The sequence below is a fragment of the Armatimonadota bacterium genome, from assembly GCA_013314775.1.
Taxonomy (GTDB): domain Bacteria; phylum Armatimonadota; class Zipacnadia; order Zipacnadales; family JABUFB01; genus JABUFB01.
In genome coordinates this window covers 521,430-538,502 of sequence record JABUFB010000008.1, presented here as the reverse complement: position 1 = coordinate 538,502, position 17,073 = coordinate 521,430, and the positions used below count along the sequence as shown (strand labels likewise).

Here is a 17,073-nt window from a genome sequence, read left to right as displayed (position 1 = left end):
CATTGATGCACGAGTTCGCGCGATCTGAACCGTACTACCGACCACCGGGGCTGGGCCCGGATTGCAGCACTCCCAGGTCGTCGCGGCTTCGCCAACGCCGGTTCGAGATGGGCTACGAGAGCCGCACGCAGCCCCCGGAGTACGCACGGCTCGCGGCTGAAGCGCGGGATGTCTTTCTGGCGCGAGAACCAGATGGGCCCGCGATGGCCCGTGCTCTGGCGCTGCGGCATGTGGTGGAGAACTGCGAGATCACCCCCGAGCCGGACACGCTCTTCGCCGGCGGCGAAAATCCGTTCTTCTTCAACTTGCTCCTTCCGTCTTTGCAGGCTGACCGGCACAGCCGAGAAGGACAGATGGCTCCGAGCGAAGCAGCCGACCGCCTGCGCGCGGCCAGCATGTATTACGCCGCCTGCTTCGAGGGTCATATCACGCCTGGCCTCGAGTTCATCCTTGGGCAGGGGATCGTCGGTCTGCGGGCAAGGGTGGAGGAGGAATTGGCCAATCGCCGGGCTGCCGGGACACTTAGCGCCGACCAGGAGGACTTCTTCCAGGCGCTGCTGGTCTCGTGCCAGAGCGTCCTGACCTACGCCCAGCGCTATAGAGAGGCGGCGCTGGTTCTGGCGGAGGGCACTGATGATGACGCGCTGGCCGCCGAAATGCGTTCCGTTGCGGACCGGCTCAGTCGGGTTCCTGAGCACCCTGCACAGTCCTTTGCTGAAGCGCTCCAGTCATATTGGCTTGTCTACTGCCTTGTAACGCTGGAGATGGGCGGCTGCTGTCCCGGCGGGGGGCTGGGGCTGGGGAGGCTGGACCAGTTCCTCTTTCCATATTACCGCGGCGACATTGAGGCTGGGCTGCTCACACGCGAGGAAGCACTGGAACTCCTGGAACTGTTTTTGCTTGCCTTCCGCCACGTGGACTACTACACGGGTCACCAGCCTTACACTCCAGGCAGCCACGGCAGTCTCGGCGGCGTGACACCGCTGGGCCTGGACGCCCACAATGACCTGACTGAACTGATTATGGAAGCGTCGCTGCGCATCGCCATGCCGGCGCCTTACCTGTCGCTGCGTCTGCACAAGGGTGCACCCGAACGTGCCTGGCAGGCATATGCCAACTATGTGGCAGGCGGGCTAGGATTTCCGGTAGTCAATGACGAGGCGCTGATCCCGTGCTTCCTGCGGCACGGTCGGGCCCTGTACGACGCCCGGGATTACATCTGCTCGTGCTGCTACGAGAATACAATCCCGGGCCGGGAGGCCTTCAATCCAAACGGCGCGTATCTCAACCTCCCCTTCATCCTGGAACTTGCTCTCAATGAGGGCAGGTCGCTCATGACCGGTGAGACGCTGGGCATCCCGCCGGCCGGGGACGGAACGTTCCGTGGGTTCGAGGCTGTGCTTTCGGCCTTCTGTGAGCAACTGCATTTCGTGGCGAATGAGCTGGTCGCTCTGGTCAATGCAGTGGATGTGTCCCATTGCGAGAACCGGCGCTACCCTCTCATGTCGCTGCTCACGGAGGACTGCATCGCCCGGGCCAAGGACGTCTGTTCCGGTGGCGCGCGGTACAATCTTACCGGCTGCATCGTCGCCGGGTTGCCGAACGTGGTGAACTCGCTGGCCGCTATCCGCGAACTCGTATTCGTCCGGCGTGAACTATCCATGGATGAGCTGCTGGCCGCGCTGAGACGCGACTTCGCGGGTGACGACGCCCTGCAGCGGAAGCTTCTCGCGGCGCCGAAATGGGGCAATGGCGATCCTCGGGTTGATGACCTCGCGACATTCGTGACGGAAACCCTGTACGAGGAGTTCCGCCACAGGACCAATGCCCGCGGCGGCCGCTGGCAGCTTGCGCTATATTCTTTTGTGGCGAACCATACTCTCGGGCGGGTCGTGGGCGCCTCGGCCGACGGGCGCCCGGCAGGGACATCGCTGACCCGCAATCTCAACCCCACCTGGGGCACGGACCGGCACGGGCCCACGGCGGTGCTCACGTCTCTCAGTGCCATCGATTTCACGAAGTTCCCTGATGGGACCTCACTGGACCTGCGTTTCGACCCGGCACTCTTCAATACCGCCGAGGGCAGGCAGATGCTGGCTGGATTCCTGAAGTCCTTCGTCGATCTCGGGGTTATGCAGATGCAGGTCTCAATGGTGGATACCCAGACGCTTCTTGATGCCCGGGAGCACCCGGAACGCCACCCGAATCTAATGGTCAAGGTGGCCGGGTACAGCGCGCGGTTCGTCGATCTGTCCCCGGAAGAACAGGAAGAGATCATCGGACGAACCGCTCAGACGCTGGGGTGAGTTGCCGCATGGTGTCAGCCCATCCCGCGATGCATCCCGACGGAGGCAAGCGATGACGGGGCGCGATAAGATTCGGGCCGGCCTCAGCAGCGAGGGTACCAACTCCTTTGCCGCGGTGACCTGCTACCAGGGACTGTTTCTGCGGGACCACTGGGAGGAGGCTACGGATGCGCCCTGGTGGGCCCAGTTCGATGCCGATCCGGCACGCTCTGCCCGACCCTGGCTGGACATGATCAAGCGCACCGGCGAGGACTGGTTCCAGGTCCACTATGGGCACAGCCGGAAGCTGCAAGAGGACCTGGTCATTGAGGCTAACGGCGAAGAGGCGTGGCAGGTCAATCGGGCAACCGGGGACCGCAGGCGGCTTCATCGCCCTCCGATCGGCGGTAACCAACCCGCTCCCGGGAGCGACGCCACGCCTCCAGGCGCGAGTGTGTCCTCGCCTGACGAACTCGAGGCCGCCATGGACCGGGTCTACGGCGAACGTCCGACGGATTTCGTCGCTCCCGCGGACGGCTCGCTGGACCTGCCCCGCCTGCTGCTGGGGGAACTCGGCGCTGAGCGAATGCCCATCGCGCACGTGCCTTCTCCTTGGTGGTGGTTGCACGCCCTATGGGGGTTCGTTGGACTGATGGAGCGGATGATCCACACGCCGGAGCTCGTCTCCCTGGCCTGCGAGCGCCTGCTCCAGCACAGCATCCACAGCGTCAGGGGCTCCGCAGCGGCGGGCGCTGAGCTCATCTGGATTGAGGACTGCATGAGTGACATGATCAGCCCTGCGCAATGCCGGGACTTCAGCCTGAAGTATGTGCGGCCTCTGGTGGAGGCCATCCGCGAAGCTGGCCTGTGGTCCGTACATTACTACTGCGGGCGGCCCGATGATCGTTGGCAGTACTTGCTGGATACCGGGGCCGATGCTCTGGCGCTGGAGGAGAGCAAGAAGGGGTTCGAGGTGGATATCCTGCGGGTGGCGGAACTGGTGGATGGGCGCATGGCACTGCTGGGGAACATCGATGCCATCGCCGTCATGGAACACGGGTCATCCCAGGCCCTGCGGGCAGAAATCGAGCGGCAATGCGAGGCGGGACGGCGCAACAGGGGACGGTTCGTGGTGAGCATCGGCAGCCCGGTGACCCCCGGGACGCCGATCGAACGGGTGCGGGAGTACTGCAATATCGTGCATGAGATCAGCAGCTAAGCAGGGACGAACCTGGAGGCACGCCATGAAGCGAACAGGCGGGGCGACGTGGCCCCTCGTCGTGGCAATCCTGGCGTTGGGCGCTTCCCTGCCCCTGTGGGCAGCGGACACTGACGGCGATGGACTCGCGGACGAGATCGAGGAGGAACTCGGCACTGACCCTCAGTTCGCCGAAGTCCTGCAGACGGTGGCGACCGCCAGCCCCAGATCTGCCGACCACCCAGAACTGGACATTGTGCGGGTGGAGATGGGGAATGTCGCCCGGAACCGCTGGCTATGGGCGTTCCACGCGGCGGAACCGTATACGTTCACCAACAGCGGCTTCATCCTCTACTGGGACACCGACAACAACCCTCAGACCGGGCGGCAGGGGATGGGCTGCGAGTTCATGTTCTCGCAGACCGAGGGAGCCCCGGGCCTGACCGCTTTCGCGCCGGACGGTTCGCCCGGGCAGGGCAGGTCTCCCCGTGTGGCGCTGGCGGATGGCGTATTGTACATGTGCGTAGACACGCCGGTGGCCCAGGCAGACGGGAAGTCGAAGCTCCGGTTCACCGTGCTCTCCGAGACGCGGCAGCCCCATGCCTCGGTGAGAAGCACGGGCTGGGTGACGGCAGACGGTCCCGCGGACAGCGACCGACCCACGAGGGAGATGGCCATGGACCTGCAAGGCGACCGGAACTTCGGAGTCACAGAGGGCCTGGACCTGATCTGGAAGCTCCAGGCAGACCCGCGCAACGTCGCTCTGCAGAGCCCGCAGGCTGAACTCCAGGGCTTCCGCTACTATGACGCCGAGTACCGCTGGCCCGCGGTCATCGGCAATGGGCGGATCACTTTCACGGTGCCGAGAGCGGGACGGTTCTACCCCGCTATCGTGGTGTATGACAGTCGCGGTCGCGAAATCTACGAGATGAGGGTCAATGGCGAAGTTGTGGGCGCTTTCGTGGCGGCGGAGGATGACAACCGCCAGCGCATCCACTTCCTGCAGGAGCCGGTGGACTTCGCCGAGGGCGATACGGTGACGCTCCGTACTTTCGGGGACGGCTCCCACATCACCGAGGACCTGCTGCTCCTTGCCGAGAAGCCGCCGGTGCGCGGCCGGAAGTTCGAGCTGAGCAACCTGGAGGCCTCCGCGGTCACGAAAACAGGCGCTCCGGCATTGCGCGTGACGTGGATCACTACCTGGCCCTCGGCCTGCACGGTTGAGTACCGGGCGGGGGAGGGCGATGCCCGGACGGTCGCTGAGCCGAAGCCGCAGGCGAACCACCGGGTGTTCCTGGAAGGACTGACGGCAGGGGCAAGCGTGGAATACCGGGTGATCGCTCCGAAGCCCGATGGGAGCGAACTCGCGACGGAATGGGCGCGGGCAACGGTCTCCCCGCCGACTCCCTTCGACGGGACCGTGGAGCTTTCACGGGTGCCGGTTACCGTGGCCAACCCGTATGGGTGTGCGCTAAACGGCTTCCCGGTGAGCAACGGCATCCCCTTCGCGAAGGGCGAACTGGGCAATCCGGACCACGCGCGGCTGCTGGATTCCCGGGGCCGCGAGGTCCCCGTGCAGGCGCAGGCCACCATGCGCTGGCTGGACGGGAGCATCAAGTGGCTGTTGGTGACCTTCCTGGCGGACCTGCCGGCAAACGGGCAGAGCGAGTATTCGGTTGAGTACGGGACGAGGGTGCGGCGGATGGCCGTTCCCGCGCCGGTGGAGGTCAGCGAGGACGGGCCGCAGATCACCGTGGACACCGGAGTGCTCCGGGCGCAGTTCGATGGAACTCGCTCGGGCTGCCCAACGCGGCTCTGGCTCGATGCAGACGGCGACGGCCAGTTCGCGGATGCGGAGGAGATCGGCGCTGAAGCGATGGCCCTGAAACTCACGGACGCCGCGGGAGTAGACTTTGACACCCTCCACGCACCGGAGCTTGTGGAGATCGAGGAGGCCGGCCCGCTGCGGGTCGTGGTGAAGCTAAGTGGCCACCACCTGAACGCGGAAGGCAAAGGGTTCTTCACCTACCGAAACCGGTTCGTCTTCCACGCGGGGTCGCAGCTGATTCGGATGTACACCGCGTGGGGGAACGATGAACCGGGCGAGTTCGCAGAGATGCAGGGGCTGTCCCTGCAGTTGCCAGCCAACCCGGGCGAAGGCTCAACGTGGACGGTTGGCCTGGGTGATGGTCAGGTCGCGAGCGGGAAGGGCAACATGAAGCTGGAGCAATTGCGGGACGACCGTTTCACTCTCGAACCCGCGGGAGGCGACCTGCCGGCAAAGTCCCGGGCCGATGGCTGGGTGGATGTGAGCGGAGAGCGCTGGGGCGTCACGGCTATGGTGCGGGACTTCTGGCAGACATACCCGAAGGGCCTGCGGGTGACGCCCGAAGGCCTGAGCCTTGACCTGTGCCCGGACTTCCCCGAGGGGACGTACGACAGCGAGACGCTCCTGGATGATATCAAGCTCTACTTCTACCTCAAGGGCGGCAAGTACAAGCTGCGCCAGGGAATGACGAAGCAGCATGAGGTGCTGCTGTGGTTCCATCCGGGGAAGATGCCCGCCGATGCGCCGCAGTTCGCGCAGGCCCTCCAGGACCCGCCGCTGGTGCTGTGCAGTCCAGAGCGGTATTGCGGCACCGCGGTGTTCGGAGAGATCCTCCCGGCAACCACCGGGCGCTGGCCAGACTATGAGCAGGTCTGCGAGAAGGTCTACAACGGCTACGTGAACTACCGCGAGAGCAACCGGAACTACGGGATGCTCAACTTCGGCGACCAATTCGGCGAGCGAAAAGTAAACTGGGCTAACGGCGAGTACGACCACCACCACGCCTTCCTGATGCAGTTCGCGCGTTGTGCCGACCCCAGGTGGTACCGCCTCGGCGAACGCGCCGCAAGGCACGCCATCGACGTGGATACCGCGCACTACGGGCCGTACACGGGCGGCGAATGGATTCACTCTATGGGGCACACGGGGAGGTACTTCAGCCAGCAGTACGAGGGCAGCGGCATCCCCGGCAGCGGTTTCACGCCCAGCCACACATGGACAGAGGGCTTCTGCGACTGGTTCGCCCTGAGTGGAGACCCGACTGCTGCCGAAAACGCGGGTCTGGTTGCCGATCATTACGCCGGCGAGTACCTGTGTAACTATGACTTCAGCAACTGCCGGGACAATGGCTGGAATCTGCTGCTGCAGATGGCCGCATTCCGGGCCACCGGCGACCCGTTCTACCTGAATGCGTGCCGGATCATCGTGGAGCGCACGCTTGAGCGCCAGTCGCCGGATGGCGGCTGGCACCGGCAAATGGTTCCCGGGCACTGCCTGGACTTTCCGAGACACCGCGGGGAAGCCAATTTCATGCTGGGTGTGCTGGCCAACGGCCTGGAGGAGTTCTACAACGAGACCGGTGATGAACGCGTTGCCCGGTCGATCGTGGGCGGCGCGCGGCAGGCCGTTGCGGAGATGTGGGTCCCCGAAGTGGACGGGTTCCGGTACACCTCGTGTCCGAACATGACGGGGTACATCGCGAACAATGACATGGTGGCTGAGATCCTGTTCTTCGCGTACCGGCTGGCAGGCGACCCCGAGCACGGTGAGATTGCCATGCGCGCTATGCAGGCGGCCTTCAATGGAGGCATCGGGTCGATCGCGCACCTGCGCTGGACGCCCCACATTCTGTACAACATGGATCTGCTGTCTCGTGAAGGGCCGGCATTCAGCGGCGAGCAGTCCCACTCGCTGCTCATCCACCAGAAGGCAGCCGGGCCGCTGGACCTGTGGCTGGGAACGGTGGAGCCGCTGCCGGATGACATGGCGGTCTCGGAACTCGCGCATCTCGTGACCGCCTCCGGGCAGGTCGTGCCCTTCGATTCCGACGGCCGGCTGCGCATCGACAAGGCGGAGCCGGGATACCACGAAGTCAGGATTCCCGCGGGAGCCGGAGCGTGGCAGTTTCGGTCGAGCAACCGCGACTGGGTAGCGAAGGTCGGCGGCGATCTGGAATTGCGGCTGGGCAAGCTGCCGGCAGTTCTGCGACTGCATCCGGAGCCCGGCGCGACCGATCTGGGAGTGGTTGTTGCGCCCCAGGATAGCCCGATGACGGCGGCGCTGGAACTGGGGGGCGCGAAGGCCGAGGGCACGTGCGAGGCCGGGCAGCCCCGCGAACTGACGGTCGCCGTTGCAGGTGATGGGCCGGCAACCCTCAATGTCAGTGGTCCGGGTATGGTGACGCTGTCGTTGCGGGGAGCGGTCCCCTTCGTCGCGATTTCGCCGGGGCAGTTCGTCAACCCGGGCGCGCCGGTGGTGAGCATCGACGGGCCGCAGTCGCTGGCTCTCGGTCAGAGCCGGGTGAGGTACAAGGCACGGGTGAGCGACTTTGATGGGGACGTTGAGACCATCAGATGGGAGCTTCCCGACGGGATGAAAGCCGAGGGTTCAGATGTTGAGGTGGAATTCGCACACGCTGGCGCGCAGACGGTGAGCGTGCGAGTGACGGACCGGGCGGGCAACACCGCTGATGCGCGGATCATCGTGAGCGCCCCGCCGCAGGAGCTTGCGGGGATCGCTGCGGACCGCGTGGTGACGGTGCAGGCCGAGGATTTCGCGGGCCAGGGCGAGGGAACAGTGCAACTTTTCCAGCGCATCGGGTGCCAGGGCCGGATGCTGAGCTACTGGGATGAGAGCAAAGGGCACTGGCTCGAATGGGATGTGCCCATAGCCATTGCCGGCGATTACCGGGTGTATCTCAGGTACTGCTCGGGCAGTGCAACCGACCCCCGCCGGGCGCTTGTGATGGACGGCGCATCGCCCGGCAAAGCCTTCGAGCAGATGACGCTGCCGGTGACGGGTGGTTTCTGCACCCAGACCGACAACTGGGCGTATTACGCGGCCGGTGGGGGCCAGGCCATCGCCCTGACCGCAGGCACGCACCGCCTCCGCCTCACCAATCTCGGAGGCGGCGTGGGGCTGGACAGCATCGTCTTCGTGCGCCAGTGAGCGCCTGAGTCGGCGGATACTGCGGTCCTCATTCGCGCTGGGGATTCCGCTCCAACCAGTCCAGCAACTCCTCAACCGTTCCCGATTCTACCAGGCGTCTCGCCTCGCCCTCCGGTAGCTCGTCGAAACTCGCCGCTCCCATACGCTCGCGCACCATCATTGCGAGATTCGCATGCTGGATGCCTTCCCGGATCGCCTCCCAGGACCGCGTCGGCACCGGGCCCAGCCGCGAGGGCAGTACGGTCACCGCCACATCGGGAATGTGCTCGTATGCAGTGTCCCAGGGGTCGCGGAAGGGGTAGTGGAAGGCGAAGAAGGCTGTTCCGACGCACTGTCCGGGCTGGGCAGGTACTGAGCGAATCTGGGCGAGATGCTGTGACGGCAGCGCAGGGCTCTTGTCCCACAGGCACGGTGTGGTGTACCACATCCAGGGCTTGCGGGCGAAGATCGCTCTTTTCGCAGCAGCGTCGCGTGGCGGGTAGCTGCGATGGATTGTGTAGGGCAGCCAGAAGTCGCAGAGCGGGTCCAGGAGTTCGAAGGTTCTCAGGCTTCCGGCCTCGCCGGGGTTGAAGGACACACGGGCTCGCGGGTCGGCATCTTTCACTGCGCGGGCAACGTCCAGGTAAGGCTGCAGCTCTTCCGCGGTTTCGCCGGAGGGTTCATCGCGGATGGTGAAGAGGAAGTCTGAGTAGTCCAGACCTGCGGCGCGAAGACTTGCGACGCGTTGGCGCACGGCTTCGGGCGTCGCCTCCCACAAGGGCAATGCCAGCAACCGGATGCCCCGCCGGTCCATCTCCTTCTTCGTCATATCCCTGTAGCCGATGTTCATCCCGTGCGCCCGGTAGTCGTCCCAGTACTCCTCACCTTCGGGTGGCGCCGTCCAACCACCCACCAGGATGCCATTGCGGGGCTCGATGCGCACCGGCGAAACCCGCACATTCAAGCGCACTGTGCGTTCTGGCAGGCCGGAGGCGCGCAGGGCGACGTCGCAGGTGTACTGTCCGGGTTCCACCCCCGTACTGTCCACGGTGAGCCAGATGCCCGCCAGGTTCCAGGCAGGGACGGTAATCCAGGGACGGCGCAGGAGCGCGAAGGGACTCCACTGGTGACGCTCCGGGCCGAAGGGCACGAAGGCGATGGCGCGCCAGGAGACTTTGGCGGTGAAGCTCCTGTTTTCGCCCGCCAGGGGGCCGCACTTGACGGTAACATCTGCGGGTTCGGCCTGCAGGCTGCGCAGGTATACCGGGACGGCTCGCACGCTGTCCGCCGCCATGGACAGCCCGATCTCCAGCGTGTCTCGGGCTGTATGCCGCGACGAACCCTGAGCGAGGTCATCTGGCCACGAATCGTGGGCAGGCGGGGTGTAAGGATCAGGGGGCGTCCACAACAGGTAGCCGTCATCAGGTGATGCACCCAGTGCCGTGGCTCGTGACAGGTACTGGTTCACAGTAACTGCAGGTTTCGTGGGCCCGTGTGGGGTGTAATCGGGGTCGGTGGTGATGACAAACGCGTAGATGCCTCGATATGTGCCGGGCTGGCGGAATGGTCTTGGCACGATGCGCAGGCGCAAAACGTCGCCCGCAGATGCTCGCAACGTTCCCACTTTCTGCCACGTTGCGCGATCAGGCCCATCCTTGGGGTAGCTCTGCTGGTCGCGTTCGAAGGCAATCTCGGTCGCATCTGGCGCGGTGACCGTGACCCGCCAGGGCGCATGGTAGTCGATGTTGCGGAAGCGTACCCAGACCGTATAGTCTCCATTGCGGTCCACGCGCAGGGAGTGCTTCGCTTCTCCCTGAAAGTCCGAGTAGGTCGCCGCGAGTTCGGTGCCTTTGCGTTCCCAGCCCCCGGTGACCTCGTCGAACTCCCCTGCGTTGATCCAGTAATACAGGTGCGGGGACTCGCTGCGGATGTCACTCCGAAGCGCCTCGATCTGCCGTTTGATGCGCACCGGGTTGCCCAGGAGATTCCATTGGTCGTCGAAAATCACCTGGCGGCGGTCGTCCCGGTAGTCTGGCAGGTCGGCCTCATCGTAGCCCTGGGCAGCGAGCGTGTCCACCTGTTGACGCCAGAAGCGCCGGCTCAGCTCGAACAACGCCGGGTCAGCTTCGCACTGGTCCCACGAGACGGGGCGCATCTGCCACTGTCGCCACTTCTCAGCAGCTTCAGCATCCAACGGCCGCTCGCGTTGCCACTGAATACCGGTCCGACTGGATGACCTGCGGAACTCGTCGCGCGCGGCCTCATCCGGCGGCTGCTCCCACGGGCGCTGTGTGAGGTACAGGCAGTCGATCTGCCGCACCTTGTAGCCCCGGGGGCCTTTGCCGGCGTGCCACCAGCGGGTGACGTGGCCCAAGCTGACCTGGTACTCCCCGGCTTCCAGGTCCACCAGCATGTCCTTCCAATGCAGCCCGTCTTCGGGCACAGCATAGTCGTATATCTCGTCATCCACTATCGGCGCGAATTCTTCGCGTCCCTTGGGGTAGATGCGAATCCGTGTGACGCCGGTGCCGTCCTCCCAGCCCCTGTACTGAACCCACAGCCGCCAAAATCCGGAGCGTGGTACCGACATCGGGAATGCAACCGTGGGGCCGGCGTCGGTAGCGCCGCTGGTGATGAACTGCCCCTGGACATTCCAGCCCGAGCGTTCGGCTTCGGGGATCAGTTCCGGCTCGAGAAGTACGTCAGCAGTGGTCTGCGGGATAGACTGCTCCGCCGGTGCCGGAGCCGATTCGGATGGAACCCCATGGGTGCGACAGAACTCGTGAAAGGCCTGGATCATGTCGGCGCGATGGCCCAGGTGCCAAAGGGTGAGGCCCAGGGAGTAACGTGCTCCCGCCGGTTCATCTACAGGCTCAGCCGCCATGGCCACGGAAACCGACACGGCGACGATCAGCAGCACTGCCCGGAAGACTCTCATTGCCCGTCCTCCTGTGCATTGCGGACCATGATGCAATCGGTCAGGCCCAGCGGCATCGTAACGCACCAGACATTCCCGTCCTGCTCGGGCTTGAGTCTGCCCTGCTCGAGCGAGGATACTATTGCGCCGCCTAGTTGCCCGCGAACCGTAATGCGCAGGTCGCGCACCGGCTGTCCGGTCCAGTTGATGAGCATGAGCGCTGTACCCGCAGGTGAGTCAATGGCGGTCCATTCCACCAGCGGCGCGGAGAGGGTCACGTCCGGGACAATACCCGCCTGTCTTGCGGCCCAGAGGATGACCTCTCGCGCATGCGGGTCGAAGTCCGTGGGCAGGAAGTGAGCCATCGCTGCGTCCGTAGTGCCGCGATCCCAGGGCCGGGCAGGGATTGCGGGGGACACGTACGCCGCACCGGGGAACCCACCGATGAGGAGCGCCTGCCCTTTGCCCAACCGATTGAGCACCGCCGCCGGAGAACCGTTGTGGAACATGCCCACCGACCGGGCCCCCCCTGCCGGCTCCAGCGTCTGTGTGGTTGCCAATGCGGGCAGCGCAACAGGTTCCAGGCCGGGTAGGCTGAGACGCATACCGTCAGCCGGGCGCAAGCGTGGCAGCGTGTGTTTCGTGTCGGGGAGACGGTCGTGCTCTGTGATCTCCCCGCTGGACAACCCGAAAAGGGCGAGCATCGCGTCATTGGGTCTGTTGTACTCATCGAGCAGCCCGCCGCCGGCTGAGGACCACACGACGCCGCCGCGGCTGACCCACTCGGTGAGCGCCTTCGCGGCACCGGAATGCAGGTGGCTTGCGCTTATGTAAAGGGCTTTGTAGCCGTCCAGACGCCCTTCGGCAATGTCATCTTCCGTCAGGAAGTCCACCGGGACTCCAGCCTGTCGCAGGGCGTAGTAAAGGCACTTGCGCTCGTGGTTGTAGTTGGGGGAAGGGTCCCACAGGTCGGTGACACCGGAGATCAGCATCGCGACCTGTGCGGGCCGGACGCGGCCCTCTATTAGCAGGTCCTCGAACACGCCCAGTTCCCGCGCGATATCGTGGATTTCGCGGTACATGGGCAGGAATTCGGACGACACGTAGTTCTCGGTGTAGGCCGTTACGACCGGGGTCACGCAGAAGTGGTGTATTAGCTTCGCGCCGTGTGCAAGTGCGGAGTAATAGCTGAGCCGGAAGCTACGCGGTGTGTTTCCGGGTTCGTGGGGCATCACGTAGAAGACGATGGGCAGATCGCGGTATTTCGCGGCGCAGCGGAAGACGTCCGTGAGATACCCGGTGACCTGCGGGCTGACTTCTGGGATGCCCCAGACGTAGTCTTCACTCCAGGGCATCGTGAGCGCCCCGAGTTTGAAAGGTCTCACCCACTGCTGCTCGCGCGGCCAGTAGACCGGGTGGGGCGAGTAGTTCGCCCCCGTATACACGCGGCCCCCGCTCTTTGCCTGGATTGCCTCGGTGCGCTCCTTCAGTTCGAGAAGGCTCCCGTTTTCATAGCCGAAAACCTGAGAGTGGTACCACAGGCGCGGGTTCGTCTCGCGATCCTCATACTCCAGTTCGACCAGCGACCATGGGTCCTGCGCATCCGCGAGAGCTTCGGGGGACAGCACATCGGAGGGCTGCAGTCCCAGTCCCTTCAGGTACTCGCGGAATGCCGCGTCGCTCTCGGGTGACTTCGCGGCGAGTTTCAGGCCGATTTCGTCCCCGAGGCTCTCCACCTCCAGGCCGACCTCATTGGCATCGCCGATCATCTCGCGCCGAATCCGGTCGGAGAGTGTCCGGGCTCGGTCCGACAGTTCCGACGCCATGAAGTGAGTTGTGAAAACACCCCGAATGCCGATGCGCTCGGGGGTGCGGCCCTCTTTGGGCAGGGACCGGACGTACGCAAGAATGCGCTCCAGTTCTTCTTCGGCGGTGCGTATGTCGCCGTTCTTCGGGACATTTCCAGGTACTGCGAAACGCACTGGCCGGCTGCCGGGGTCCCGATACCGGATACGGCGCACCAGGCGTTTGCCGTCTTCTGCGTCCGGCGTCGCGAACTCGAATATGATGTCGATTCCCGGAGCCTTCGCGTCCTGATACTGCACCTGCGCTTTGAGGGTCGATTCGTTCAAACGGTCCAATCGGCTACCTATCTCGACCCACGGGCTTGTCGCGCCGACAGGCAGGAAGTCGCCGGGCTGCGGCTTGCCCTCGACATATCCTTGAGCGCCAAGGGTCTTCGGGGTGCGCCAGTCACGGCCATGCACCCAGTATGGGCTGTGTTCCGTGGTGGTCAGGTCAACGACCACCGGTCCCGGGGCATTCGCCGGGTTCGTGATGCGCAGGAACACGTCGCCAGATTGGGTCAGAAGTCCGTCCAGTGGCAGGTAGGAATACCTGGAAGAAATCTTCGCATGCCCCTGGTCGTAGTCCATGAGAAGGAGCGCGTCCACCTGGCGTTCCGCGGCGGGTTCATCCTGTGGACCGGCGATGAGCAGGGCCCTCGCGGGGCCTGCGCGAAGGCGGAAGGCGTCCGTTCCACCCTCGTATACCATGTTGTCGCCCCCGCCCCAGTCGTAGGTGGCCATGGGCTGGATGCCGCCACCAAAGGGCCAGATCTTCGGCTCCTGGATGCGCCCGAATCGGTCAAAGTACACAGTGCGGCCGCCCTGCTGGATTACGACCTCGAACGCCACATTGTGCATGTAGGGACAAGCATAGCGCGCGAAAAGCGCGTACTTTCCGTCGGCGGGCACGGCAAATGCGATCTGGGCCACGGATTGGTCGCATTGCGCGGGAGCGCCAAGGAATGCCTGCCGGGACAGGAAATCACTGGCGAAGGAGGCGCAGAAGTACGATTCCGTCCAGGGACGCGCCTTCCAGGCTCCGGCGCGCGCGAAGTCTTCGCCCTCAAGAATGACTGGCTCCTGCGCCCATACATGCCCCACGCAGAGAAGCATTGCGGCAGAGATGATGGCCGTCCGGTTGGTCAATGCTGGCATTGTATCGTTCCCCCGATGGAGTGTCTTAGCTCGCGCTCCTGCCGGCGGCGGGTTGAAGTTTCGCCGAACAAACCGGGCTCTCCTGCGGAGCACTCGGGCGGCGGAGCGGAGGTGCAGGCACCGCCGGGGTAGAACTGCCGAAACGATGGCGCTTCATGATGGAAAGGGTGGTTCGGTGTGCGACAGAATTCGGTGTTGTCACTCGTTGTGGTCGGAGTTCTCGTGCTCATGGGCATCTCGTGCGCCCAGGATGCCACTCAGGCGGTCTCTGAGCCGCCCGGGCCCAATGTGGCCCTGGGTGCGCCGTACACCATGACAGCGCCGAACTACGCCCTCTGCGCCGATGCGGACGACGCCACGCAGCTCACTGACGGCGAGTACTCGCAGGGGCACTTCTGGACCCGGAAGACCACCGTGGGATGGTCCGGATCGCGCAATGTGTTCGTCACCATCGACCTGGGACAGGTGCAGCCGATTGCCGGGCTGTCCTTCAATACTGCGGCAGGGGTCGCGGATGTGCGCTGGCCAAGCCATATCGTGATTTTCGTGAGCGACGACGGTAATACCTGGCACGGTCTGGGCGACCTGATGGAGCTGTACGGCCGCGAGAATCTGCCCGAGTACGGCACCTACACGGTGCTGCGCATCTTCACCCACAATATCCGCGCGCACGGGCGGTTCGTACAGCTTGCGATGCAACCCGGCGAGGTGTACCTTTTCGCGGATGAGATCGAGGTCTACCGCGGCCCGGACGAGCTTCTTACCGCTGAACTGCCCGGCCCCGCAGTGACCGACGTTCCGGCGCACCTGAACGTGGAGTTCTTTGGCCTGATGATCCGCGAGCAGCTGCGGCGGGATCTCGAGGCGGTTCGCGACAGCATCGCCGCTCCCGGTCTGAGCAGTGAACAGCGCGCCGCGTTCGAGACGCACATCCACAGACTGACGCAGGCGATCAAGGAGATGCCCGTGCCGCCCATCGAGACATTCCGCGCGGTGTTGCCGATGAACGATCTGGAGCGTGAGATTTTCCGGCTGCAGGCCGAGGTGTGGCGTGCCCAGGGCAAGCCGGAACTGCGCGTCTGGCAGACTCATCGCTGGGAGCACCTCGTCCCGTGGATGGAGCCGGCGGCCGATGGTCCCGCCGCGGCGATCGATGTGCGCATGATGAACGGCGAAGTCCGCGCGGAAGTGGTGAACTTCACCAATGCCGGCGAGGAAGACGGGACGTTACGGCTGCGCATCGATGGGCTTCCGGGCGGCGACGCGGCGGACTACATCACGGTGTACGAGGTCCTGCACGTAGGCACGCGGCGTTTCGAGTCCGTCGCCGCCGCGCTCCCGCAGGCTGAACAAGACGGCGCGGACTGGCTGATCAATGCTCCCGCCGGGATGACCGTGCAGGCGTGGGTTCAATTTCGCCCCGAGAACCTGGATGCGGGGAAGTACTCGGGAACGCTCACGGTCAGCGGCATTGGAGGGATGCAGGCGAAGGTCCCGACAACGCTGGTGATCTCCTCGGTGCGGTTTCCAGAAAGAACCTCGCTCCTCGTGGGCGGTTGGGACTACACCGAGCGCGACAGCCAGTACGGGGTGACGCCGCAGAACCGGGACGCGGTCATCGAGTACCTGCAGGACATGCGAGTCAACGTTACCTGGGGCACGGCCGCAGTCACCCCTTCAGGGACATTCGGCGAGGACAACCAGCTTGTTGAGCCGCCCGATACCACGCAGTTCGACCGCTGGGTGCGTGACTGGCCCACTGCCGAGCGTTACATGGTCTTCCTGGCGAAAACCGACAGCTTCGCAGGGGCCGCCATGGGGAGTGCGGATTTCGAAATGCGTCTCGGCAACTGGGCGCGTTTCTGGTCCCGGCACATGCGGGACCTCGGGCTGGAACCAGGACAGCTCGGAATCCTGATCTATGATGAGCCCCACGATGAGCGCGGGTACGCCATCAACGAGCAGTGGGCCCGGGCCATCAACGCTGCCGCGCCGGAACTGCTCATGTTCGTCGATCCCCAGCCGGGAGACCCGGAGAAGCCCCTGGCCATGTTCGAGCAAATGGATGTGCTCTGCCCTCACAGGCCGCAGTGGCTGGGCACCAAGTGGTTCCCTGGATTCTTCGCGGCCCAGCGCGAAAAGGGCAAAGAACTGTGGTTCTATTCCGCAGACGGTCCCGCGCGGCGTTTCGACCCCTACGCCTACTACCTTGCGCAGGCGTGGCACATCTTCGCGGAGGGCGGCAGGGGTTCGAGCTTCTGGGCCTTCACCGACACAGGGCGCGTGTCAGTCTGGAACGAGTACGCGACGGCCGGGCGCGGACCCTATTGCCCTTACTACCTGGACGACACTTCGGTGACTTCCGGCAAGTGGATGGAAGCCGTGCGCGAAAGCGCCCAGGACTTCGAATACCTGACGATGTTGCGCGATCGGGTAGCGGCCCTTGACGCGGCAGGGCGTGGGGAAGAGGAGGCCGTGCGACACGCGAGACAGCTCCTGGAAGACGGTCCTTCGGAAGTGCTTGCAGGCGATGACGGGCGCAACTACACCTGGGACCAGCCTAGGGACCGCGCTGCGGCTGACCGTGTCCGCGAAAGGATCTTGGATGCACTCGAGACGCTGTGAGGGCGCTGGGGTGCTCGATATACCCGGTGCCGCGAGGTGAGCGGCCATCGCGCCTCCCTGGCGCTCCAGGC

6 protein-coding genes are annotated in these 17,073 nt (G+C 64.7%); 4 read left to right on the top strand and 2 right to left on the bottom strand.

The features are described 5' to 3' along the window. Positions 1-5 precede the first annotated feature (5 nt). Genes HPY44_09405 through HPY44_09395 form a run of 3 tightly spaced genes read left to right on the top strand, consistent with a single transcriptional unit; the run spans position 6 to position 8,479 of the window. Positions 6-2,306: a hypothetical protein gene (locus tag HPY44_09405; protein NSW56220.1), complete on the top strand. Its 2,301-nt coding sequence runs from the start codon at positions 6-8 to the stop codon at positions 2,304-2,306. A 52-nt stretch (positions 2,307-2,358) separates the two neighbouring features. Next, the gene (locus HPY44_09400; GenBank protein NSW56219.1) at positions 2,359-3,504 is read left to right on the top strand and encodes a hypothetical protein; all 1,146 of its coding nucleotides are present in this window, start codon (positions 2,359-2,361) and stop codon (positions 3,502-3,504) included. Between the two features lie 25 nt (positions 3,505-3,529). After that, a complete protein-coding gene (locus tag HPY44_09395; GenBank protein ID NSW56218.1) occupies positions 3,530-8,479 on the top strand; it encodes a hypothetical protein in 4,950 nt (1,649 codons plus the stop codon). Between the two features lie 28 nt (positions 8,480-8,507). On the opposite strand, the gene HPY44_09390 is transcribed toward HPY44_09395, so the two are convergent. Beyond that, positions 8,508-11,396, bottom strand: coding sequence for a hypothetical protein (locus HPY44_09390; protein NSW56217.1), 2,889 nt, complete (start codon positions 11,394-11,396; stop codon positions 8,508-8,510). After that, complete coding sequence (locus HPY44_09385; protein ID NSW56216.1) at positions 11,393-14,377, bottom strand: beta-galactosidase trimerization domain-containing protein; 2,985 nt, start codon at positions 14,375-14,377, stop codon at positions 11,393-11,395. Before HPY44_09385 ends, HPY44_09390 begins: the two co-directional genes overlap by 4 nt. Before the next feature lie 177 nt (positions 14,378-14,554). Between HPY44_09385 and HPY44_09380 the strand changes: the two genes are divergently transcribed. Beyond that, on the top strand, positions 14,555-17,002 hold the full coding sequence (locus HPY44_09380; GenBank protein ID NSW56215.1) for a discoidin domain-containing protein: 2,448 nt from the start codon (positions 14,555-14,557) through the stop codon (positions 17,000-17,002). Positions 17,003-17,073 lie beyond the last annotated feature (71 nt).

Coding starts and splice junctions, on each gene's coding strand:
- HPY44_09405 (NSW56220.1), top strand. CDS start 6: ATGCACGAGTTCGCGCGATCTGAACCGTACTACCGACCACCGGGGCTG.
- HPY44_09400 (NSW56219.1), top strand. CDS start 2,359: ATGACGGGGCGCGATAAGATTCGGGCCGGCCTCAGCAGCGAGGGTACC.
- HPY44_09395 (NSW56218.1), top strand. CDS start 3,530: ATGAAGCGAACAGGCGGGGCGACGTGGCCCCTCGTCGTGGCAATCCTG.
- HPY44_09390 (NSW56217.1), bottom strand. CDS start 11,396: ATGAGAGTCTTCCGGGCAGTGCTGCTGATCGTCGCCGTGTCGGTTTCC.
- HPY44_09385 (NSW56216.1), bottom strand. CDS start 14,377: ATGCCAGCATTGACCAACCGGACGGCCATCATCTCTGCCGCAATGCTT.